This is a genomic window from Spirosoma flavum, from assembly GCF_042686045.1.
Taxonomy (GTDB): domain Bacteria; phylum Bacteroidota; class Bacteroidia; order Cytophagales; family Spirosomataceae; genus Spirosoma; species Spirosoma flavum.
This window is the reverse complement of the sequence record NZ_JBHUOM010000002.1, coordinates 163,957-187,850: the sequence shown is the minus strand read 5'-3', so window position 1 is coordinate 187,850 and position 23,894 is coordinate 163,957. Positions and strand designations below refer to the sequence as shown.

Sequence of the window (23,894 nt, the reverse complement as noted above, 5' to 3'; positions counted from 1 at the left end):
GGTTAAAAGCTGAACGATGCCGATGCCTTGAGTGCAAACGAGTCAAGCGCGATACCATTAGGGCCACCTTCCAGATAGTTCAGTCGGTGAATGGCCTGAATACGGATTATTTTGAAGATGTTGTCAATGCCATATCCTACTTCCATGTACGGTTTATCGCCGTTGAGTGACCCAAAATAAATAGGCCTCGTTCCACCTGGCAAAGGCTTAATAGACTGAACAGCTTCATTGGCTTTGGTCTGAGCACCCCAAAGAGCGTCTATATTGGCCACTAACCGCCAGTTTAATTTCCGAATGCCTGGTATTCGATTGAACAGCAGTCCTTCAAACCGGTGCTGAACGTGAACAGCAACGAAGCGGTCACTAACAAACTCATAAAATTGCATTCGGTTGAAGGTATTGACCGTCAACAGCGGAGTTGGATTGCCAATGTGCGGAAATAGCAAAGGGGCAGGCAATGTTGAGGGTGTGTAACCTGCTGACAGCAAATAGGTCATCCGGCCAAGCGGACCAAGCCGAAACGATTGCTGTGCCCGCAGTGTAAAACGGTCATAGTCATACTGTCCACCTAACGACTTAGACCCATGCGTATACCGAATGGTCAGGACGGGGGCCCGTTTAGTACCGAGGGTAACACGGTCATTACCATCCATTATATATTTTTCTTTCCGGGCCAGCCGTGCTTCTATCGACCAGTAGGCATCAAAGATATCGGACTTCAACGCTGACTGATCACCCAGTTCGGGTTCTGTTCGATAATGGAAGGGAAAAAGCGGATCGAATGTACGACTACCCAACGTAGCTGTTAGAAGAACTCCTTTAACCGGCTCCGTCTTAAAAAAAGCTTCTTTCTGGTAACTCTGGTAGCCACCCCGATAGCGCCCAAATCGACTTAGGGCGTAAAAGATTCGGTTCCCCCCAATTAGTTCGGGCGTCAGTCCAAGCCGATCCAGATCATTAGCTATCCGAACCCCCAATATGGTCCAATGCTGCCGCGAGAACAGGTAATTTATTTCTCCCCCGTATTTCACTTGCTTATCTAAAGTACCATAAGCCATGTAGCCACGTAGAATCCAGTTTCGGCTGAATTGCTCGTTGGTACGGAAACCAACCCGTACCCGTAACCCTTCTACACTGTTGACAGCCAACAAGTATGGATAAGGTCCGAGGTCAAAACCACCGAGCTTGTAAAACCCCGTAACGGCAACCTGCCCTACGGCTTCGGCCATTTTCACCGCCGGAACTGTCCGTAATTTTTCAATTACCTGGCGGGTTTTCTGATCATCTTTATTCAGCGAATCGGCTCCGGCAAGCGTACCTTGTACGGTATGCCAAAAGGCCTCGTTGTTGGTTGCCACCGTATCGCTTGGTTCAATAGGTTGTTCATAAAAGGAAGCCGGACGCGGGCGGTTCACCACAATGTTACTGTTGCGAAGGGTAACCTGCGCCCGCAATCCGAGCGATTGTTTGCCAACACCGGTCAGGTCGGCTTTGAGATGAATACTCACGGGCAGCCAACCAGCCGTAACTGATGTGCTGGACGTTGAGTCGATAGTTGCTTCTAATTCCTGCTCAATGGTTAATTCATGCACATAGTTCAGGTTAGCTCCGTTACCAATCCGGGCTTCAATCTGACAGAGCGCAAATGATGTCGTATCAATCCAGGCTTTGCCCATAAAAGCAAGATCTTCGGTCCGCTTGGGTTCGAACTGGATTTCATAACAAATGTGGTCACCAAGTTGAATGGTATCAGCCAGAAAAAACTCATACCAGTTTTTCCAGTTATCGCCAACAGGTGAGGCAAAATCTTTTCCCAGAATAGGAATGTAGTTATCATAAAAATTCTGGCTCACCAGATTAGTCCCACCCAGCAACTGCGAACTCAGACCAGCATCGTCAACCGCCACGCCCTTAATGCGCATTTTGCGGATGTCTTCCCGTTTACGTTCGGGATTGGCTTTAAAGTAATACCGCGACACCGACTCCGAGGCTAAAAGCGGCAGCAGCCGGTGGCCTTCTTTGTCAATAATCGAGTCATGCTTGCTCATAGCCTCGTTGATACGCTTGATAAGCGGATTCTTCCGCATACGATCTGAGACGTGGCTAAGGGCAATATCCGTCTTTACATAACTATCGTATTCATAGGCTGACAGCCGTCTGCGATCATTGATCGAGCGATTTTTACGTACTTGCCGCAGCACACGCCAAGCTGGGTTTTCACCCGCTTTGACAGTTACTTCCTGCAAGGCATTTCCTGCTGATTCGAGCTTAAAATCAATAGCTTGTGTGCTTCTTTCGGGATCGACAGCCCGACGTAAAGGTTTGTAGCTTAGTGAACTAACGGCTATAGAGTCCGTTAAAATTTTAACAACCAACGTATAACGACCTTTTTCGTCCGTTACGGTTCCACTTCGGCGACCCACCAGCGCAATACTGGCAAAGGGTATGGGTTCTCCTGTGTTTGCATCCGTAACCAGGCCGGTCACCGTATAAGTAGTTTGTCCCCGAGCAGCAGTTGCCGACCCAATAAGTAATAACCACAGAAAAAATAATAGGGAAGGTATCTGTGTCTTCAACTGTTCTATGGTACTTGTTATTCTGTTACGCACGGCGAATATAACACTAATGCAGGCGGTTATGGTCAATTAGATGCCACCAAATAACAGTATAAGACATACAACTGTCAAAACTCCTGATTCAACCGTTATCACACACCCATTATTTATTATACGTAACTATTGGGTTATCAATTGAGTATTTTTCACTATCACATACCCCTTGCCAACTACCACCATCGTTAGCCAACTAACCAAATCCGGTCGGCCTCAGCCCCCTGTTCGGTCCATTCTACCAGCACCTGCTGCGATTCAAGTGTGTTCACCCGCTTACCGGTATAATCAGGTTTGATAGGTAGGTCGCGGTTGTAACGGCGATCAATCAGCACCAGCAACTCCACTTTCCGGGGACGTCCGAAAGCCGTCATTGCATCAAGGGCCGCCCGTACCATCCGGCCCGTTGCCAGCACATCGTCAACAAGAATCACGCGCTTATTTTCAATAATAAACGGCACATGAGTCGTATTAGGACGTAGGGGCGTATCGCGCCGTCGGAAATCGTCACGATAGAAGGTTGCATCCAGATAGCCAAGCGGTACTTCATGGCCCAGCGCACGTTTTAATTCGTGTGCGACGCGTTCAGCAAAATAAATTCCTCGTGGCTGCATACCCAGTATAACAGTGTCAGCAAAATTTTGGTAATTTTCAATTAGTTGTTGTGCAAGTCGGCTCACAACAATTTCCAGTAAAGGGCTGGATAGGATCAGGCGTTGTTGATTCATAGGGTAAAAATAGGAGTAAGTCAGTCAGTCACCGGTTTATAAGTCAAACAAATGTAGTACTGTCATTCTTTATAGCTTTATGTAAGAATATAAAATCTATCGGGCATGGTCATCCGCATTTTCATTGGACTACTCTTATTACTTAGCATCAGTTCCACCACAATAAGCAAGGCGCAGAACGTAGCCGGGTTATGGTTAGGCGTTACCTACCCATCCAAGCCGACACAAGACGTTTTCAATTATACAATGACACTTACGCAGACTGGCAATGCGCTAGCCGGTACAGCGCAGACGGCCAACCCGGATGTGCCATTTGGTGGGTTAGCTTATATTTCGGGGCAGGTTAACTCATCGACGGTGACGTTTAATGAATCAGACAAAAATGGTAATACAACTGTCAAAGATATTTGTTTCTGGCGCGGAACAATGACCTATAATCCCGTTGACGAAAGCTTGATTGGCACCTATGAAAGCATCACAAATGGCACCACTTGCACCGACGCATCGGGCGGAAAAGTTGAGTTATACCGGATTGTTCTTAAGTCTGGTGCAACTTACTGCGCAGGCAAGCCAATTAATCTGGTTGTTACAGGAAAAAATGTCCGTTGGTATTCATCGGCGGCAAAAACCAGCAGGCTAGCAATAGGAAATACGTATAGTCCCAAAATCACCCAGACGACTACCTTCTACATCACGCAAACGCTTTATAAAAACGAAAGTCCGGCAGTTCCCATTACGATTGAGGTTACCTCACCAACGTTCAAAGCAACATCTACCAACACAGGTTGTGATAAAGCCAATGGCTCGATTGAGATAGCCGCTTCGGATACAACCGGCTGGCAATATAAATTAAATGGCGGGGCGTTTCAGAAAAGCCCTTTATTCACCAGTCTTAGCCCTGGCTCCTACACAGTTGTGGCTAAAGATGCTGCTGGCTGTCAGGCCGAACAACCAGTTACAATTACAACTGATGCCGCTCCAACAATCAGTAGCCTGCAAAGTACTCCGCCGATGTGTGCAACCGCCAATGGCGAAGTGACCGTAATAGCCGCGGGCGGTAAGGCACCACTAACCTACTCAATTGATTATGGTGTAAGCTTCCAATCCAGCCCGATTTTTGGGCGGCTACCCGGTGGAGCTTACACCCTTCGCGTACGCGATGCCAACGGGTGCGAGGTTAACAAAGTCATTAGTCTGCCTTCCTTCAAGCCAATGGAGATTATAAGCGCAACTACCGTGCCCACCACCTGCGGACAAAGTAACGGGCAGATTACCATGACAGTGGCCGGTGGCCAAAACCCCGTACGCTATAGCCTTGACAACCGCCAATTTCAGGCTAATACTCTGTTTACTGGCTTACAGGCCGGTGTGTACACTCTACTGGCAAAAGATAGTACTGGTTGTACAATTAGTCAGTCGGTAAGTATAGCAGCCAGCAGCGGACCGCAAGCGGCTAACATTCAGACAATAGCATCAAGCTGTGGCGAAGAAAATGGGGCAATTGTCATTCCAACCAGCGCAGTTGCAACGAATGTAGATTTCTCCATTGACGGCCAGTCGTTTCAACGAAGCAGTAATTTTTCAGGACTAAAAGCAGGCACCTATACCCTGACCCTAAAAGACGACAAGAACTGCGTTACCACCCAATCGGTTAGTATTCCCTTAGACTGTGCTGATCGCATTCATTTACCGACGGCTTTCTCGCCTAACCAAGACATGCGGAACGATGCGCTTACTGTTCATTTTGCGTTTCCATCCATCAAGGTTGTTACATTCATTGTTTATGATCGCTGGGGTGCAGTCCTGTATAATCGTGCTAATTTTGCCATCTCAAGTGGCGAACCGCTCTGGGATGGTCAGATTAATGGTCAGTCAGTACCGGCAGGTATGTATGCCTACCGATTGGACTGTCAATTTCCTGACGGAACTCAACTGACTTATCGCCAGTCGGTAGCCCTTCTATATTGATTGTTTATGAAATTTCTGATCGTTGGTCTGGGCAATATCGGCCCCGAATATGCGCTTACCCGCCACAATGCTGGTTTTATGGTCCTCGACCGAATGGCTGCCCAGTATGCTTTTGATTTCTCGATGACTCGTCTGGCTTACACAGCCAAGTGGCAGCACAAAGGCAAGCAATTATTCTTTGTAAAGCCCACAACCTATATGAACCTTAGTGGCCGGGCCGTATTTTATTATATGAAGCAAGAGAATATACCGGTCGAAAACATACTCATTATTACGGACGACAAGGATTTGCCATTTGGCAAGCTGCGTCTGAAACCTAAAGGCTCACCGGGTGGTCATAATGGCTTAAAAAGTATTGATGAGGTATTAAATACGCAGGAATATGCGCGGCTTCGGGTGGGAATAGGCAACAATTTCTCGAAAGGCCGACAAATTGATTTCGTGCTGGGGCAATTTCCAGAAGATGAATTGATCCAATTACCGGACTATTTAGACCGGGTAAGCAATGCTGCGCTCACGTTTTGTACTATGGGCATACAAATAGCTATGAATAATTACAACCAATGATATAACTTTTTAAAGAAGTTTTCATTTTTCAAGAAGCATATATTAGTATAGTTATATACATGTTAAGCAAAATTTTATTCCGTTTTATTGAATATATCGCATTATTATAAATAATTATCGAGGTCATTCAAGATAAAAATCGGAATAAAATTCCGAACAGGACACATAGTGCTCTTGCACTTTCAAACTTTCAATAGACCTTTGTGTGTTATCTAATTGAAAACGAAATAGAACAAAACAATGAAATCGCGTATTATCTTTGCATCGTTAATTCTTGGATTAGGATTAGCTACTACTCAGGCAGACGCGGCTACCACCACCAACACTGATGATAGCCCGGCAGCCAACAAGCCGGCAAGTGCTATGCTTGTCAATGGTTCACAAATGCAGTTTGCTGCATATATCGGACAAAACATTGCCAAGTTTGCGCAGACTACCAACTGGCAAAACTTTATGAGTGTTGTCTCGTTGTACAACCAGAGTCCATCCGCCGTGGTGACTCTCAGCACCGACGATCGTGCTAAATTCAACGAAGCAGCTACTCAACTAACAAATAAATTGGCCAAGCAAAAAGATGCAAACGCCATTCGCTGGATGAACCAGGCTGACCACACAACCCGGATGATTAATTTCCTCTGGAATGCCAATCAGCCCGTTGCCGAAGCAACTGACATTCAGTAAGATAAACCAAGTACCGATTTAATTTGGAATTTGGAACAGAAAAGACTAAAAGTTAGTTTTTCATGTAGAAAAGGTTAAGGGTTTAGGAATAGTCAGTATAAGGTTCTCCGCATAGATCGGGGAACCTTATCTTTTTTTAGGGGTATTTAGGGTTCAGTAATGAGCCGATTGACTCACATTTGATACTGAGATTCAGGGCGCGTTTATCCTGCCAAAGACTAATTTTTACAAACGTAGCAAATGAACAACGACAAAGACGGCGCAGTTTACGAAAAACTGCGCCGTCTTTGTCGTTGTAATTTCCCAAGATAATGGCGAGGACCAGCCGGACGAACATTCTGGAACCCCATTATACCCCGACTATACCCCGACGATTGTCTATCGAACGGAAAAATCCGTTGCGGATTTACCGGCCTAAAATGGCATTGATTAAATCACCTACTCTCTCTTTTTCTTCCCACCAACCCGCTTAATTGGTCTGCCGTATTTCAGCATTTTTTCAGCGGCAATATCGCGCCGGACATTTACCTTTTTATTCTTGTCACTTTTCTCATGAAAAGCCGGACCCACTTCTTCCCGTTTTGGTATTTTGACCTCAACGGTTTTCATGTATACCTTAGGCTTCTCATCGTCGGTTAGTTCGTCTGAAATAACAAGGCTTTCCGGTAAAGGAAGCAGGGGAATCGGTTGATTCATCAATTTCTCGATGGCCGCCTGCTGTTCTTTTGCGCTCTCCGTAATGAACGAGATGGCTATTCCTGTTTTATCAGCTCGTCCGGTTCGCCCAATTCGGTGAATATAGTTTTCGGGTACATCCGGCAAATCGAAATTAACCACGTGCGATACGTCGGCTACGTCAATACCTCTGGCTATAATATCAGTAGCGATCAGGATACGGTAAGTGCCATCCTTAAATTTATTGACAGCCTCAAATCGCTGATTCTGCGCTTTATTTGAGTGAATAACACTTAGCTGATCGGGGAACTCCGTTTCCAGGTGATCATACAATTGGTCTGCCAGTTGCTTAGTCGCAACAAACACCAGCACTTTGGTCATTACTGAATTTCGGTTCAGCAAAAGCGTCAGCAAATTTATCTTCGTATAAAAGTTAGGAACCAGATAAGCCGTCTGTTCAATGTTTTCTAAAGGCGTGCCCGTAGGTGCCGCTTCTACGCGAACCGGCTTATTGAAATACGCATTGATTAGTTGTTCTACATCGTCTGTGAGTGTAGCTGAGAACAAGAGATTTTGCCGTTTATGAGGCAACAAATCCAGAATTATTTTCAGCTGGGTACGAAACCCAAGATTCAGCATTTCGTCGAATTCATCAATGACAAGTTTTTTGATAGCTTTCGTCTTTAACGCCCCATTCAACAGCAAGTCAGCCAGTCGGCCTGGAGTAGCGACCAATATGTCCAGCCCTTGTTGTACCTCCGCCAGCTGCGCCTTCATATTAACGCCACCATATACGCCTACCACCGTCAGGTTCATGTAGGTGGTTAGCTTTCTAGCCGCTTCGGCTACCTGTACGACCAGTTCACGCGTAGGAACGATGATTAATAATTGGGGGAGTTTCTCTTTTGAAAATTGAAATTGCCGAAGACAGGGCAACAGATAAGCAAATGTCTTGCCCGTTCCTGTTTGCGCTATTCCACACACATCCTGACCGGACATCACGACCGAGAATACCTTTTGTTGAATAGTGGTGGGCGTTGTGTAACCCAAATCATCTAAAGCATTCAGAAGGGGTTTATTCAGATTCAGTTCGTCGAAAGTCATAGTTGTGTCATCTACAGATAACGAAGGTAAGCTTTATCCCTGACACGCCTGTTAGTCTGGTCTGACTTATGACACGGTAACCGCTGTAAAAAGTGAGGCTTTCTTTTTATCAGCGGTTAATCCACTCCACATTAACCCAGGTTTATCCAAACTAAATAACCATTCGTCATAAAAGACTTTCCCCTTTGTCGGTGTCTCCTACTTTTATGTATCATCGGTTGTTCTTTGCGAGTGTACAGGATTGCTGATACTGAACTTCTTACCTGCTATGGACACTACGAAACAATCTGTCAGAAGGCGTTTTTGGCTGTTTATAGTTATTTCCTTTGTTTGGATGGCGACCTGTCTAGGACAGGCACTAGATCAGGCAGTAATGAAAGTAGGCCAGCAGGTTTACATGACGACCTGCAACAGCTGTCATAAAGCCGAAGCATCCTTGAAAGCACCAGGCCATTTTATTCTTAGCCAGATGCCACCCCGAGCGATTCTGGCGGCTTTGGAATCGGGAAAAATGCGCGTGCAAGCCCAGGACCTTACACCTGAACAACGAAAATCCGTTGCGCAGTGGTTAACGAATAAAGCGCTGACAGAAACACCTATACCGAAGGAAGCATACACCGAATTTTCTCTACCGACTCAGAAAAAAGTAGCCGTACTCCACTCCGGCTGGGGTGGTGATCTCGAAGGGACCGGCTATCGCACAGCTAAGCAGGCGGGTATATCTGCGGCTACAGTAGGCTCCCTTAAGCTTAAATGGGCGTTTGCTTTTCCAGATGTTAATCAGGTCAGGAGTAAACCAGCTATCGTTGGCGACTGGCTGATTATAGGTACCCAATTTGGCGATGTGTACTGTCTGAATAAACAAACCGGGAAGATAGGCTGGCACTTTGCAGCCAAATCAGCCATTCGGGGAGCCATCAGCGTCGTTCAGAACGCGAATGGATTACAGGCATTTTTTGCCGATAACAGCACTAATGTTTATGCGCTTGATGTAAAGACAGGAAAGCTTTTGTGGGAAAAACGAATTGGTCAACATGCGCAATCCGCTAACACGGGTTCGGTGGTGGTATTTGACGACATCGTTTATGTACCCCTTACTTCACTGGAAGTAGTCTCTGTCCTGCTCCCCTCCTATCCCTGCTGTTCATCGTCGGGCGAAGTGGTCGCGCTGAAGGCTCGTTCAGGCGAGGAAGTATGGCGTCATCGGGTTATCGCGGAAGAGGCTAAAATTACCGGAAAGAAGAAAGATGGAGAGCCATCTTACGGACCGGCGGGTGCCATCGTCTGGTGCAGTCCAACCGTCGATACGAAACGGGGATTACTTTACATTGGTACCGGCGAAAACTATACCAACCCACCGACCAATACCAGCGATGCCATTCAGGCCTTGAATCTAAAAACAGGCAAATTAGCCTGGACATTTCAGGCAACCCAGAATGATGCCTGGAACATGGGCTGTCCCGGTGGTCCAAACTGTCCCGAAAAACCAGGAAGTGACTTTGATTTTGGCATGGCCCCTATTTTAGTGAAACAGCCTTCCGGCAAAGACATACTGGTTGTCGGTCAAAAATCTGCGATGGTCTACGGATTAGCGCCCGATGATGGAAAACTCCTCTGGAAAACATCCATTGGCCTAGGCAGCGCGCTGGGTGGCATTCACTGGGGTATGGCAACCGATGGCCAATACGTGTACGCGGCCAATGCTGATAATAAGTATGCGCTGTTCGGAAAGACAGACTCGCTACATCGACCGGCCCCAGGACTTTATGCGCTGGAAGTCGCTACGGGTAAGATAATCTGGAAAGCTGCTTCACCGTCCTGTGGCGAACGGAAACAGTGCATCGAAGCCAACTCAGCCGCGCCGACAGTAATACCGGGTGTTGTATTCGCCGGAGCATTAGACGGTCATATTCGGGCTTATTCAACGGTAGACGGAAAAATTCTCTGGGATTACGATACGCTGCGGGAGTTCGAAACGGTTAACGGTATTAAGGGGCAAGGTGGCTCGCTGGATGGTCCATCGCCGGTGGTAGCCGATGGTATGGTGTTTGTCAATTCTGGCTACGGGTTATTTGGCGAACTCCCTGGAAACGTGTTGCTTGCATTTGAGATTGACAAATAAAGTAGGCTCACTGTGGCAGATCATTGATAGACTCCACAGCGAGAGCCCGGTATTTTGGGTTACTTTTACAGTATGATAACCCCTCAGCAACAAGCACAAATCTTGGAAAACCTGGGTATTGCGGCCTTAAACCCAATGCAGGAAGCTGCTCAAAAAGCGATCCGACAAGATAACGATACGTTTTTAATTGCGCCCACTGGTTCCGGAAAGACCGTAGGCTTTCTGTTGCCCATTCTCAATTTGCTCAAGCCTGACCAGACAAGCGTACAATGCCTTATTCTATCTCCTTCGCGCGAGTTAGCGATGCAAATTGAGCAAGTGTGGAAAAAGATGGCGACGGGCTACAAAGTAAATGTGTGCTACGGTGGTCATTCAGTCGAGACCGAAATCAAGAATCTGAGCAATCCACCAGCCGTTCTGATTGGCACACCCGGCCGAATTTCTGACCATATTACCCGCCGATCTTTCTCGCTGGAAGGCATCCATACACTGGTACTAGACGAATTCGACAAGTCGCTGGCGTTGGGATTTCACGATGAAATGGACTTTATTATCAATGGTTTGCGAAATCTCCGAAAACGCGTTCTGGTTTCAGCTACCTCGGGAATCACTATTCCTGATTTTATCCGGCTCAAATCACCAACGACTCTAACGTTTACTGCTGAAGCCAATGAACAGGCGGGGTTAACAACAAAAGTGGTCTACTCGGAGTCGAAGGATAAAATTGACACGTTATTTCTGCTGCTTTGCTCCCTGAATTCGGAATCTGCATTGATCTTCTGTAACCATCGGGAAGCTGCCGAACGTACCAGCGAATTACTGGAAGAACGCGGTATTCATTCGCTCGTATATCATGGCGGGATGGAACAGGCCGACCGCGAACGAGCATTAATTCAATTCAGAAATGGTAGTACCAGGTATCTGGTAACGACTGACTTAGCGGCTAGGGGATTGGACATTCCCGAAATGAAACACGTTATCCATTATCATTTGCCGTTGCAGGAACACGAGTTTACGCATCGCAACGGTCGGACAGCCCGGATGCACACAGCGGGAACAGCGTACGTAATTTTGTCTAATGATGAATCTCCTCCGGCCTACCTCGATAAATCGCTTGATGAGTTGTTTCTCTCAACTAAAAACCAATTGCCCAAGCCACCCGATTTTGTGACGCTATATGTGAGTGGTGGCAAAAAAAACAAACTCAACAAAGTCGACATCGTTGGTTTTTTCTCCCAAAAAGGGAAACTCGACAAAGGTGATTTAGGTCTTATTGAAGTTAAGGATTTTATCTCATTTGCCGCTGTTAAACAGGAGAAGGTTAAGGATCTTTTGGCAGAGATCAGTCAGGAGAAAATGAAAGGGAAGAAGTATAAGATTGAGGTGGCTCGTTGAGGAGTGATAAGCTGATTAGAGTGATTTAAAGCGAACTACAGTGCTTTTTCTGCCAGTTGTTTACCCAGGTCAACTGGTTATCAAGTCTGGCTGGACATGACCTTACCCTCTTATCTACATTTGAGCAGGTTTACACAATTGCTTTCCGCTTTTTCCCACCTTATTCAACTTCATAAATCATGTACACTGTTGCTCTTGGCCTATTAATGACCTGTCTATCAAGCGTAAGCTACGAGTTGGCTGGTTGCCCACCAGTTATTACGAACGGAAAACTACACGGTATTCTACCTGTAGTTTTCCAAAAAGTGACCTACACAGACATAGCCGACTGTGGTAGTGTTTCGCAGGCTGATCTGTTCAGAAGAGCTCGGCTATCGGTAGTCCAGTCGTGTCATTCAGCTAACGATACATTCTCGCTAAGTGACAAAGAAACCGGTGACTTAGTCGGGCGAGTTTCGCAGGAGATTACGGTACCGCGCTCGGAGAGTTCAGCCGGTGGCGTTTATACATTTCATTACAGTTTTGTCATTGAATGCACCAACCGTAAATACCGGGCGACTATTACACAGATCGACGTGCAGGATAACGGCACCAAATCTATACCAATCGAACTATACTGCCAGAAAAACCCAACCGATCTTCAGGCTGTCTATTCAGAACTTGATTTACAACTTAAGAGTAAGCTGGCTTCGCTTCAGGAAAATGTAAAAAATTACAAACCTTTTTGATGGGGCCTGAATTGGCTTGGATACTACTGCTCTCAGTGGCGAGCTTTATCGTTGCTCTCAACCAACCGCTTATAGGGTTGGGTCACGGGAAACTTATCTTTCTAAATCTATATCTGCCCGCCATTGGGGTCATGTTCGCTTTTGTCCCCTTATTTTGGGCACCAGGAAGTCAGAGCTGGTGGTTAACCAGAATTGGCCTCTCACTACGTTAAATTAAGGCGCAACAAAATTATTATTATCATCTATTTACCAACACTTTATACGTATTTATAACACCATTTTTCTGAGTAACTCGCACCAGATATAGGCCAGTTGGAAATTTCTTTACGTCTACCGTATTAGGCGTCAAACTATCTGATTCATAGATTGCCATTCCCAGAGCGGAATAAACATTTATTTTTTCTACACTTCCCAACACCTGCAATGTAGTTGAAACTGGATTTGGAAATACCTGAACAGCATTGGATTTTAAGGCTGTTAAGTCAATTTTTACTTGTTGAACGGAACTGTAAGAAATAGCGCTTTCCTTGTCGGCAACTTTTAAACGGTAGTATGCTTTCCCTACGCTGGGATTAATATCTGTAAACGTATATTGGCAGGTAGTAGAGTCGTTGGAAATAATAGGATAGGTATTAAGTAAATTCCAGTTTAAACTATCGGTACTACGCTCTATATCAAACGAATAAATGTCTGAACAGTTTGCGCTCCATTCCAGCAATACAGATGTTCCAGCAATAGTTGCATCGAAAGCATAAACAGTAGGCTCATTATTTATGCTTTTGAAGTAAGTATCTAACCAATTTACCCGCTCGCTCACCCAATTTTGAATATATGCATGTTCATCATTTCCATACGAAAGTAAATCTCCAGCCCACTTCATATTTTCTCTTTCATAGACACCATTTTTGGATAAAAATTCATAATTAGCATTAATTGACCCATATAAACTATCTATCGACAAAGTCGTCTTTCGTAGCGAAAACCAACGTGTAGTGAGTTGATTTTTAAATGATTGAGTAGTGAGGAGCCGGTTAAATAAACTATTGGATAGCACATCGTTTGTAGTATTTTTTTGGCTTCCATCCCAATAATACCCCCATGTCCCATCTAAATCCCATGGGGCTATAAAGTAAGGCTCATTAACATTATCTCGAGCCAGGAATAGATTTTTACCCGTATTATCCTCAGCTCGTAATAGATTCAAGAAAATAAAATAATCAGCAAAATTATCTTGTCTAATTTTCGTCGAAATTTTTTGTTTAAACGTACTGTCGGAGGAGGTTACAGCAAAGTTGGTAAAATCGTAAAGATTTTTCCAGTTAGTTGTATCTGGGTAGCTCAATTCCCAACCTCCCCATAACTCTGTCGATACACTGGGAAGAGTTGGCACACCGGTAAATAAAGTGCCAATATCCCATGAGTCTCCTTTATATAATTCACCTCCGTTATCTGCATTTGTCTGCTTCTTCAATTTCAACTGTTTTCGATCCATATCCTCTGTAAACAGATAGACTCCCTGATAGTCGCCATTTAAAATTACTTCAACGTATCGTGAGCGAATTGTAGAATGAGCATCCGACTCTAAATCAGCGTAATAAAGCTTATGTATTTTCAACCATAGATCGTGTGATAATTTATTATTAAGGCGTAATTTTTCATTATACATTGCCAATAATAACCATGTTTTATCACTACGCATTCCGAAGATCGATTCATCCTGAGTAGTGTTGCCGGTACTGTCCGTCCAGAGTTGAAGGTGATACGATTTTTTAGGAAACGTGCTTGAGTAAGCCCCTCTAATTTTAATTCCTATACTTGATTTATATACCGCTCCTGTTGTATCATCTATATTAAGCAAACCACTGGCATAAATGTCCTGCTGTATGCTGTCTTTCTCATTAAGCGTTACTATCGGCAGACGAGTAAAATAGAGTTTGTATGTATCCTCATTGAAAGAAACACTATAAGGCAAACCAACTTGAATCGTATTTATAGGAGAAGAAAAAACATAGCTTTTATCGAAAAAGACAGATGAAGTTCCAGACTCTATAGTAGCCGGAATTCTATTGCAAATAATTAAATGAAGCTTTTCATCAACATGATATTGGCCAGCCTCAAAAACTAACTGAGCTCTTGCTGTTAATAATTCTACAAAAATAGTAACAATAAGTAATATTGCTTTGCGTAAATTACAAGTGATAAGCAGCATAGTCTAGTTTATCCAAGAGGTATTTACGTTTTTACTAAGCAGATACGCTTTGTGCGAGTTAATTGTTGCATTTACGACAGCAATTATTGGCCCCTAAAGTAACTATCTGAATGTCAACCACTTATTTAGATGAAACAGTAAATTCAGCGTATATAAACACCGATCTAATACGGTTAATAGTTTGTGCTCTACCAACATGCTGACAACCTATAACAGTGTATACGATGTGGCGGCTATCAAGCTTGACTCTGGGCATAAATCGTGTCGAAAGTCAGGAGTAAACCAAACGATTGTCACGGCGAAAACCCAAAAAAGTTGGCTTCATTAAATTCTACTTATCAACTGTATTGCTTTCTTCGGTGTCGTAGCCGTCAGCCTATTTTCCGTAACACGACCAATTTTATTTAACGTAAACATTGGGAATTATGAGAGTTTCTCTAGTTACCTTTTCGGTTATAAGCTTATTTATTTCGTTCGTAGTTAAGTCGCAAATACCTGTAAATAGTACAGGAAAATTAGTTTCTGGCGGTCGTGCTCGTACGTTCTCCTACCACCTACCCAGCAATCTGTATAAAGACAACCTACCACTCGTTATTGCCTATCACGGTGACGGTGGAACGGGTGCTTCTTTTCAGGCATACGCTGGCCTGGATGTACTTGCCAATACACAAAACTTTATTACTGTTTATCCCGATGCGGTTAGCGTTGGTGGCGGAATTCAATTTAATAAATATGCTGACAAGGCCCCCGGATTTGGCACAACAGGTGATTCTAATGGTCCAGCACCAGCCGATCCCAAGGCCCCCGACGATGTTTTATTTACATCAGACTTGATTGATTACTTTGCCCAGAATTACCGCATAAATCGAAATCGTGTCTACGTAACCGGGCACTCAGGCGGAGGATTTATGTGCTACTATCTAAGCATGGCTTTACCCAATAAAATTGCGGCTTTTGCGCCGGTTGCAGCCAGTTTATGGGGTAACGACACATACCTAAATACTTACTTTACCGCTACTAACTACACGCCAGTACCTATTCTACACATTCATAGCAAAGGTGATCCCACAGTTACTCCACCCATTGTTCCTTATCCCAAAACACCCGCTTATGCCTGGCCATTGTCAACATACGCGGGTCTGAACTGCAACAATTGGGGTACGTATTCAACGACCGCTTTTAACCCAAATGTAGATTCATTGACGTTTTGCGGGTCCGGAAAAAAGGTTGTTTTGCTCATGACTAAAGATGCTACACACGGATGGAGTTCACAATTCAATGTGGCGCAAACGATCTGGAGTTTTTTCAAAAATTACCAGTTAAACACGTTCTCTGAAGTAAACAATCATCTAAAAATTGACCAGTTTGGATACCTGCCAATGGCTACCAAAATTGCCGTCATTAGTAATCCGCAAACTGGTTACAATTCAGCCGAACCATTTACACCATCCAGTTACTATCAAATCAGGCAAACGGCTAACGACGCGGTGGTTTTTCGGGGAACACCCAAAACCTGGAATAGTGGCGCAACCCATGCCCAGTCGGGCGACAAGGTCTGGTGGTTCGATTTTTCGCAAGTACAGGCCGCGGGTACGTACTATGTGTATGACTCAATCCAGAGAAAGCGGTCTTATTCCTTTGAGATTGGTAATACAGTTTATAAAAATGTGCTTAAACAGGCTGCCAGAGTCTTTTTCTACCAGCGAAGCGGTTTTGCTAAACAAACGCCTTACGCCCAAACTCCCTGGATAGATGGGGCCGCTTTTTTGGGTGCCCAACAGGATAAAGACTGCCGATTAGTGAGTAACGCATCCTCGGCTACATCGCAAAACCTGCAAGGCGGCTGGTTCGATGCTGGCGATTACAACAAATACGTCCCATTTACGTATGGACCTCTTGTTGATATGTTGCTGGCCTATCAGGAAAATCCGGTAGCCTGGACCGATGATTTTGCAATTCCCGAATCGGGTAATGGCATACCTGATTTATTAGACGAAGTGAAATGGGAACTCGACTGGCTGCGCCGTATGCAGCAAACCAATGGGTCATTACTTCACAAAGTTTCGGTAACGGACTTTAGTGCTACGTCGCCACCAAGTGCTGATACGCATATCAGGAGGTATGGGGCCGCCAGTACCGATGCTACTTCCACGGGAGCTGCTGTATTTGCCTTAGCCGCCATCCAGTTCAAATCGCTCAATAATCCACGGATGCAACTGTATAGCGATACCCTTAGGTTAGCCGCCCAAAATGCGTTTACCTGGGCCAATAGCAATCCAGCGGTGTTGTTCAACAATGCTGGTTTCCAGAGTGTGGCAGCAACTTATGCAGATCATGACCGGCTGGCCCGGCGCGTAGCAGCATCAGCATTCCTGTATGTTTTGACTGGCGACAATTCATACAAGACCTTTTTTGATGCGAATTACAGTCAAATCCACTTGATTCAATGGGGATTCGCCTATCCGTTTGATGCTACGTATCAGGATGCGCTATTGTACTACGCCCGCGCTCCGGGTGCGACGAGCAGTGTTAAAAACGCTATTTTGTCAACATACACAGCTAGTTTAAAGACGAATAACAGCGACAACTTACCCGCCTATCTAAACCAGTCCGATGCGTACCGGGCCTTTTTGAAAGATGATAATTATACGTGGGGCAGTAACGAAACCAAAGCGCATCAGGGAAATATGTTCTTCAGTATGAACACCTATAACCAGGATGCGAATAATAAAAATAACTACCGGGATGCAGGCATGGGCTTTATCCATTACCTGCACGGCGTAAATCCCACCGCTTATTGCTATCTGACAAACATGGGAACATACGGGGCCGAAATGTCGGCTCCAACCATGTATCATTCCTGGTTTGGAGATGGCACAGTATTCGATTTCAATCCTCCACCCGGCTATCTGATGGGCGGTGCTAACCCTACCTACGCCCCCGATGCGGCTTATGCCGGACCAGTAATTGCTCCTCCGCAAAACCAGCCTGTTCAGAAATCGTATAAAGCCTGGAATACCAGCTATCCCGAAAATTCATGGCAACTCAACGAACCGGCCATTTATTCGCAGGGGGCTTATTTGCGCTTATTAGCCCAATCGTTGTGTTATACCGATATAGTAACCAGTGTGAAGTCAGGCAATTGGAATGACCCAACTACCTGGGCTTGTGGCCGTACTCCCGCCCTTACGGATCGGGTTGTCATTCAGCCGAATCATGTTGTGTCTATTAATGCACTAGTCAATGCAAAAACGATGGAGCTGAAAGGCAAACTGACGTATATAACTGGGGGAAAGTTGACGTTGGGAAATTAAACCCGACTGGTTTTCGCTTTAAGATACATCACGGCTTAGAGCGAAAACCGTTAATACCGAATCTCCCAATATGGGTTTTGGTGAGCCGTCATTTGCTCCCCAATATATTGGCGGATCAGCGTATTGTAGGCCGCGTCGTTAATTTTCTTGCCCTTCAGTTTGGGCAATTTAAGATCGTCGGGCGTTAGTTTTCTGAACGTTACGTTGATGGCTTCAATGATAACATCTCCGTCGTTGATATCCAGTTCCAGAATTAACCCCGGCAGACCATTCACCCGTTCCGGCCCGGCCAAAACAGGAATGTCCTGCGCAAACCAAGCCGTGATTTTCTGTTTTTTGATTGGGTCTTCAGTTTCAGCTTTCATACAGATATAGCCCGCTACGTCTTTAATCTGATTCCCAATTTTCCATACTGGTGCGTGTAGTGAATCATCAACAATATACGTTTTACCCAACATTTCGATAACATCCGTCTTTTTGTCCTTCTCGAAATTTCGGTATAAGAAAAACTCTGATTTTCGCCACGAGTACCCGCCTTCTTCAGGTTCATCGCTATTATACGTATACTGGCTTTCGTTGGTACTAAAGGCCAGTTTCATCTTGATGCCTTTATTATCATCTGCCCAGTTTTTCCATGTCTGCGCCATGCGGTCCTTTTGCTCCTGACTCAAAAACGTCATTCGGTTCGTAATCTTCAGCCAGTATTCTTTACGAACATAGGTAGCGACACCTTCTGTTTTCTGGGCCACCGCCATCGAGCTGGTTAGCAGGCAGAGTACAATAAATAGTTTCTTCATGATAGGTAAGGGAATTGACATTATGAGTGGATCAGAAAAATCCGTCCCGGCGCATTTTAGCCTGAACGCCCCGCATATTATACGTAAAGCCCAGCGTAAAATACCGCGCCAACGTCTGAATAGTCTCCGATTGTGTGTAGTTGACCCCTCGGTTTAACGTAACAGCCACGTTCCGGTTGAGCATGTCAACGGCTGTTAATCGTATTTCGGCCCGTTTAGCTTTACCCAAAATATGATACATGGATGCGTTCCAGATGGGAATTCGTTGATCAAAATTTAACTGCGCATTTCGGCTAATCCTGTAGTTAAGATTCGTATTGATGTATAGATCGTGCGGCAGTTTCAGGGTTAATTCGCCACTGAAATTATTGTTAATGAATGCCTGATTAAGATTGGAGCCAATAGAAAACTGCGTATTCGTTACGCTAAGATTGGCATTTCCGTAAAATGTCAGCCACTCAACAGGCGTCAGGCTTAAGCGTGCTCCTCCATTATAATTCTGAGAGCGTGTGTCATTTAAGACATTATTGATTCTGGCTGGGTTATTACCCAAATTCGTACCGGCGTTAAGATCCAGCGTCGCCTTGGTTTTCTTGAGTGGGAACCCAAAGCCAATATACGAACCAAAGTTCTGGCCGCCCGGAAGATTTTCAGGTTTGATAACGGTAATTAGTGTCTGAGGGTCCGTGTTTTGGCTGTTAACAATCTGATTGACGTACTTGGTACCATTTATACCGATGTACATGTTAATGAAACTGCCCGGATTAAAGTAGTTGAAACCAACGTTTACATTATGTCCCAACTGCGGCAACAGATCCGGATTACCCTGGTTGATAAACAATGGATTGCTGTTATTTCTGACAGGTTGTAATTGCAGTGAGGTTGGAATTTGAACACTTACGTTATATCCTCCATACAGGTACCGGTTATTTTTCAGATCATAATTTAAGTTAACGTTTGGAATTAGGGTTGTAAAGACCCGGCTAATAGGTGTAAATGTCGCAGACGTCTGGTCAGGTGCAAACCGACCATTGAGGGTGAAGCGTTGAACTGCCAACCCCGCCGATACATTTAGTCCCTTGAACGAGTAGCGAACGCTGCTGCCCAGCCGGTTGTATATATAGTTGTTTTTATAATACAGGCTCAATGAGTCGTTGTGGATGTAATTATTGTCGCCCCGATTAAATACATCGCGGTCTACCTCGTCGTAGCGTAGACTAAAATTGTAGAATGTTTCCCAGAAAAATCGCTTGGCAAAAGGTTCCACGTACTGCAAACTGGCTTTGTATTCAGTCCGCACAATGTCATTTCGCTGATCCTGGTGAATATCAGGCGATTTGTCGGCTGCGTTAATGGGACCAGAATACGTATTTTTAGAGTCCAGATACAGTGTAGAATTGTTCGTATTTACTTCGTAGGTGGCACTAGCGGCAAAACTCCGTCCCTTTTTATGCATTTTCAACCGGTAAATCAGCGAGTTCGATGTAGCAAACTGACGCTGATCACTGTTGTTGCTGCTTTCATTGTGTGTTGTAGCACCGTTACTGCGGGCCAGATCCTGAATCCGAAAAAGGTGGGCGTTCCCGGATCCGTAGCGGCTGTTATTGATAAACACCAACGTATTGAGCGAATCAATCTGTTTTTCGTAGCGCAGGCTGAGCCGGTGATTCCCATTGAAATTAACCTGATTACTAGTTTCGTCTCTCGTATATTCACTCTGCGGCAGCGTGTTATTACTGAGCCGGTGCGCATCGAGTTCCAGCCGAGTCTGGTTGTAATAATAACTACCACTCCATTTTTTCTCCTTTGTGTCAAAGTTATAATTGGCACCACCAGCCGCATTGTTGGAGAAGCCAACTCCCTGACGCCCGCTTACGGGAATCCCCAACCCTTCATCGCCACTATCTGAAAAGTAAAAGTAGTTGCCTCCGCTGAAACCAAAATCAGCATTCTGATTAGAATTATACGCATTACTACCCCGAAAATCCTGGTAATCATCACGCGACAGGCCCTGTTGATTTGTATTGTTACCCAACCCCACCAGCGAAAACTGATGCTTGGCGTTGAATTTATTATAGCTGCCTTTTACTTCAGCCCGCGTCGATACATTGTTTGACGCCGGACCTGCTGCTGCCGTTATCTTACCAAAACCACCCTTCTTAAACTCTTCCTTCAGCTCCAGATTAATGGTCTTCTCCTTCTTGCCGTCATCAACGCCCGTCAGTTTAGCCTGCTCCGTTTTGTCATTATAAACCTGCACTTTCGAGATGGCTTCGGCCTGCAAATTTTTTGTCGCTTGCTTCGGATCGTTGCCAAAGAAATTCTTACCATCGACCGTCATTTTCTTTACATCCTGACCCTGCGCCCGTATGTTACCGTCCTGATCGACCTGCACACCAGGTAATTTACGCAATAAATCCTCGACGGTTGAGCCAGGCGGCACTTTGAACGAACTAGCGTTATACTCAATCGTATCGCCTTTAATGGTCAATGGTGCCTTTGCCGTTCTAACCACAACCTCCATTAACTCTCGGGTAATGGGTTTTAGCTTTAGCGCACCAAGGTCAATTACAGCCTCGCCTGTTGGCTTAATTACCTGATTATAGGGAATGAGACCCACGAAGGAAATTTTTAACACATAGTTGGCTGCCTTGAGGTTTTTGAATGAAAACGAGCCATTTTCGCCCGTGCGGGTAAAGTTAACGAGCGATGAATCTTTGGCACTCAGCAACATGACTGTCGAAGCAGGCAACGGAGCGGCTGAGGTATCAACAGCCCGGCCCTGCAATGTAAAACGAGGTGGGCTGACTGGACTCTGCGCATAAAGTGCCGCCGAAAGCAGACATAGTACGGCCAGTAAGAAAAGGTTTTTCATGGAAAGTTAGGAATAAGGAGAACATGGTGACAGGGCAAAGCTAATCGTAACAAGACACACTGGTTATTTAGTTAACGATTTTTAACTAAAATTATAGTAGCGAATTTAGTTAAAGGCTAACTGCACTCATAATGAGTCATTTCTAGACTGAATCGTTGCAAGCAGTAGAACGTAAGAGAAAAAATAGTGAATAATTCCACACAGCTAAGGCTGTTTTTTTTAATACAGTGCTAAATAATTATTTTGACAATTTTCATCAAATTTTAATGAACATATAAAAATACATAAAGTTGACACTAGGAATATACAGCAGTATAGATAAAATAAATTCTCGTTATGAAAAAGACAATCGCAATGCTATCAGTAGCCTTGTTTCTGGCCGGTTCAGCAATGGCCCAACAAGGAGGTAGTACCAACAATGGCAACAGCAAGCGGTCAGGTAGTGGCTCAACTACAGGCTCTGGTTCAACAGGCTCATCATCGTCAGGATCTTCTATGGGTTCTGGCTCGATGGGCTCTGGTTCAAGTTCGTCGGGTTCAGGATCAATGGGTAGCACATCGGGTTCTGGCTCAATGGGCAAAGGCTCCATGAAAGGTCAATCGAAGGGTACGAAAAAGTCGGGCAGTGGCAGCATGAATGGCGGTAACAGCACATCAGGCAGCGGTACATCAGGTAGTGGTTCATCCAGTACGCCAACGACTCCACCTCAACGCTAATTATCTAAGTTACAGAAAGGCGATTTATCATCAATAAAATGATGATAAATTGCCTTTCTGTTTAACAAAGTATTACCCTTCCAGCACCTCCCGAATAGCTCGTGCTTTCAGCAAACATTCATCCCATTCCTGCGCTGGGTCGGCATCATAGGTAATGGCACTTCCTACTGAAAAGGATGCGTACTGACTTTGGACATCGTATAGTAGCGTTCGGATAACGACGTTGAAATCAAAATCGCCGTCAGGTGTTACAAAGCCTATTGCCCCTGAATAAACACCCCGCCGACTAACTTCCAGTTCATCTATCAACTCCATCGCCCGGATTTTCGGCGCTCCTGTCATACTACCCATCGGGAAGGCATTTCGAATAGCTTCAGCCCAGGAAACAGTTTCTCGCAGCGTTGCCGAGACGGTCGAAATCATCTGATACACTTGCTGGAAACCATAAATACCAAACAATTCGTCGACATGTACAGAACCGGTTTCGGCACTTCGGGCGAGGTCGTTCCTTACCAGATCAACAATCATCAGATTTTCGGCCCGTTCTTTTTCAGAATTTAAAAGCTGAGCACGTAGGCTGGCGTCTTCTTCGGGGGTTTGCCCACGCCGAATAGTGCCTTTGATGGGTTGTGACAGTATTTTTCGGCCTACTTTCTTTAAAAACCGCTCTGGTGAAGCACCCATTACATAACGGTCACCGATTTTCAGAAAACTCGAAAACGGCATGGGCGATCGTGTGGTCAACGCGTGGTAAATGGCCAGCGGATCGAGTTGAACATTCTCACTAAAAAACTCAATGCAGTAATTCAGTTCATACACGTCGCCCGCCAGAATGTACGCCTGAATTCGGCGAACAGTTGCTTGGTACTCTTCTGGTGTAACGCGACAGTTAACTTTGTGGGGAGTCGCCTGGAGAATAGAGCTTGGCCTATGGAATTGGGCATAGGCTACTATCTGCTCCAACAATTCATTCACATCGCCCTCACCCCATATCACTACTGTACCTTCCAAATCATTTTGCCATTCGAAATCGATAATCCACTCTGGCTCAGCAAAATAAAAGTCTGGAAAATTAAGCCGATTCGGATTTCGGCTAGTCAGCGTCTCAAGTTGATTCTTGAGGTCGTAGCCAAAATAGCCTACCAGAAACGATGGATGCTCTTGATGGGCATTCTGCAATTCCTGAAATGCGTTTGACCCGACCGCGTTCTCACCTGAAAAGGCAATGACCCGTTTCGTTCCGACAAACAATCGGTTTGGAAAGGGGTCATTGGGATAAGTAATCTCGTTATTGTTCAGAAATGCGACAAAACCGTTTTCGTGTGCCTCCTGAGCAGTTGCCCAGGCCAACGCCTGCAAACGCCAGGCCGGCAAGTCTTTAACCGACACACGAACGCTATTCATC

The 23,894-nt window shown here is 45.1% G+C and carries 15 protein-coding genes; 8 read left to right on the top strand and 7 right to left on the bottom strand.

From position 1 onward, the window contains the following. Nucleotides 1-2: 2 nt before the first annotated feature. Nucleotides 3-2,576 carry a DUF5686 and carboxypeptidase-like regulatory domain-containing protein gene (locus tag ACFS25_RS06265; protein WP_381497677.1) on the bottom strand — a complete coding sequence of 858 codons (2,574 nt, stop codon included), beginning with the start codon at nt 2,574-2,576 and terminating at the stop codon, nt 3-5. A gap of 221 nt (nt 2,577-2,797) precedes the next feature. Further along, entirely contained in the window at nt 2,798-3,337 is a 540-nt protein-coding gene (pyrR, locus tag ACFS25_RS06260) for a bifunctional pyr operon transcriptional regulator/uracil phosphoribosyltransferase PyrR (protein WP_381497675.1), read from the bottom strand. Nucleotides 3,338-3,442: 105 nt separating this feature from the next. Between pyrR and ACFS25_RS06255 the strand changes: the two genes are divergently transcribed. From ACFS25_RS06255 to ACFS25_RS06245, 3 genes are all read left to right on the top strand, one after another. Further along, on the top strand, nt 3,443-5,305 hold the full coding sequence (locus ACFS25_RS06255) for a T9SS type B sorting domain-containing protein (RefSeq protein WP_381497672.1): 1,863 nt from the start codon (nt 3,443-3,445) through the stop codon (nt 5,303-5,305). 6 nt (nt 5,306-5,311) lie between these two features. Next, on the top strand, nt 5,312-5,872 hold the full coding sequence (gene pth / locus ACFS25_RS06250) for an aminoacyl-tRNA hydrolase (protein ID WP_381497670.1): 561 nt from the start codon (nt 5,312-5,314) through the stop codon (nt 5,870-5,872). Nucleotides 5,873-6,112: 240 nt separating this feature from the next. Continuing rightward, the gene (locus ACFS25_RS06245) at nt 6,113-6,553 is read left to right on the top strand and encodes a hypothetical protein (RefSeq protein ID WP_381497668.1); all 441 of its coding nucleotides are present in this window, start codon (nt 6,113-6,115) and stop codon (nt 6,551-6,553) included. 438 nt (nt 6,554-6,991) lie between these two features. Here ACFS25_RS06245 and ACFS25_RS06240 read toward each other — a convergent pair whose 3' ends face one another. Continuing rightward, nucleotides 6,992-8,332 (bottom strand): DEAD/DEAH box helicase, encoded by a 1,341-nt coding sequence (locus ACFS25_RS06240; protein ID WP_381497666.1) that lies wholly within the window; start codon nt 8,330-8,332, stop codon nt 6,992-6,994. 334 nt (nt 8,333-8,666) lie between these two features. Between ACFS25_RS06240 and ACFS25_RS06235 the strand changes: the two genes are divergently transcribed. From ACFS25_RS06235 to ACFS25_RS06225, 3 genes are all read left to right on the top strand, one after another. After that, a complete protein-coding gene (locus tag ACFS25_RS06235; protein WP_381497664.1) occupies nt 8,667-10,454 on the top strand; it encodes an outer membrane protein assembly factor BamB family protein in 1,788 nt (595 codons plus the stop codon). Nucleotides 10,455-10,526: 72 nt separating this feature from the next. Beyond that, nucleotides 10,527-11,849 carry a DEAD/DEAH box helicase gene (locus ACFS25_RS06230; protein WP_381497662.1) on the top strand — a complete coding sequence of 441 codons (1,323 nt, stop codon included), beginning with the start codon at nt 10,527-10,529 and terminating at the stop codon, nt 11,847-11,849. A gap of 179 nt (nt 11,850-12,028) precedes the next feature. Next, nucleotides 12,029-12,577, top strand: coding sequence for a DUF4468 domain-containing protein (locus ACFS25_RS06225; RefSeq protein ID WP_381497660.1), 549 nt, complete (start codon nt 12,029-12,031; stop codon nt 12,575-12,577). A gap of 238 nt (nt 12,578-12,815) precedes the next feature. Here the strand turns inward: ACFS25_RS06225 and ACFS25_RS06220 are convergent, their stop codons facing one another. After that, nucleotides 12,816-14,786: a CotH kinase family protein gene (locus ACFS25_RS06220; RefSeq protein ID WP_381497659.1), complete on the bottom strand. Its 1,971-nt coding sequence runs from the start codon at nt 14,784-14,786 to the stop codon at nt 12,816-12,818. Nucleotides 14,787-15,211: 425 nt separating this feature from the next. Between ACFS25_RS06220 and ACFS25_RS06215 the strand changes: the two genes are divergently transcribed. Next, nucleotides 15,212-18,100 (top strand): glycoside hydrolase family 9 protein, encoded by a 2,889-nt coding sequence (locus ACFS25_RS06215; protein WP_381497658.1) that lies wholly within the window; start codon nt 15,212-15,214, stop codon nt 18,098-18,100. A 50-nt stretch (nt 18,101-18,150) separates the two neighbouring features. On the opposite strand, the gene ACFS25_RS06210 is transcribed toward ACFS25_RS06215, so the two are convergent. Then, nucleotides 18,151-18,897, bottom strand: coding sequence for a GLPGLI family protein (locus ACFS25_RS06210; RefSeq protein ID WP_381497657.1), 747 nt, complete (start codon nt 18,895-18,897; stop codon nt 18,151-18,153). Nucleotides 18,898-18,928: 31 nt separating this feature from the next. Next, nucleotides 18,929-21,772: a TonB-dependent receptor domain-containing protein gene (locus tag ACFS25_RS06205; protein WP_381497655.1), complete on the bottom strand. Its 2,844-nt coding sequence runs from the start codon at nt 21,770-21,772 to the stop codon at nt 18,929-18,931. Between the two features lie 336 nt (nt 21,773-22,108). On the opposite strand from ACFS25_RS06205, the gene ACFS25_RS06200 reads away from it, so the two are divergent. Further along, entirely contained in the window at nt 22,109-22,489 is a 381-nt protein-coding gene (locus ACFS25_RS06200) for a hypothetical protein (protein ID WP_381497653.1), read from the top strand. Between the two features lie 72 nt (nt 22,490-22,561). On the opposite strand, the gene pabB is transcribed toward ACFS25_RS06200, so the two are convergent. Beyond that, entirely contained in the window at nt 22,562-23,893 is a 1,332-nt protein-coding gene (gene pabB, locus ACFS25_RS06195) for an aminodeoxychorismate synthase component I (protein ID WP_381497651.1), read from the bottom strand. Between the last annotated feature and the right edge of the window lies 1 nt (nt 23,894).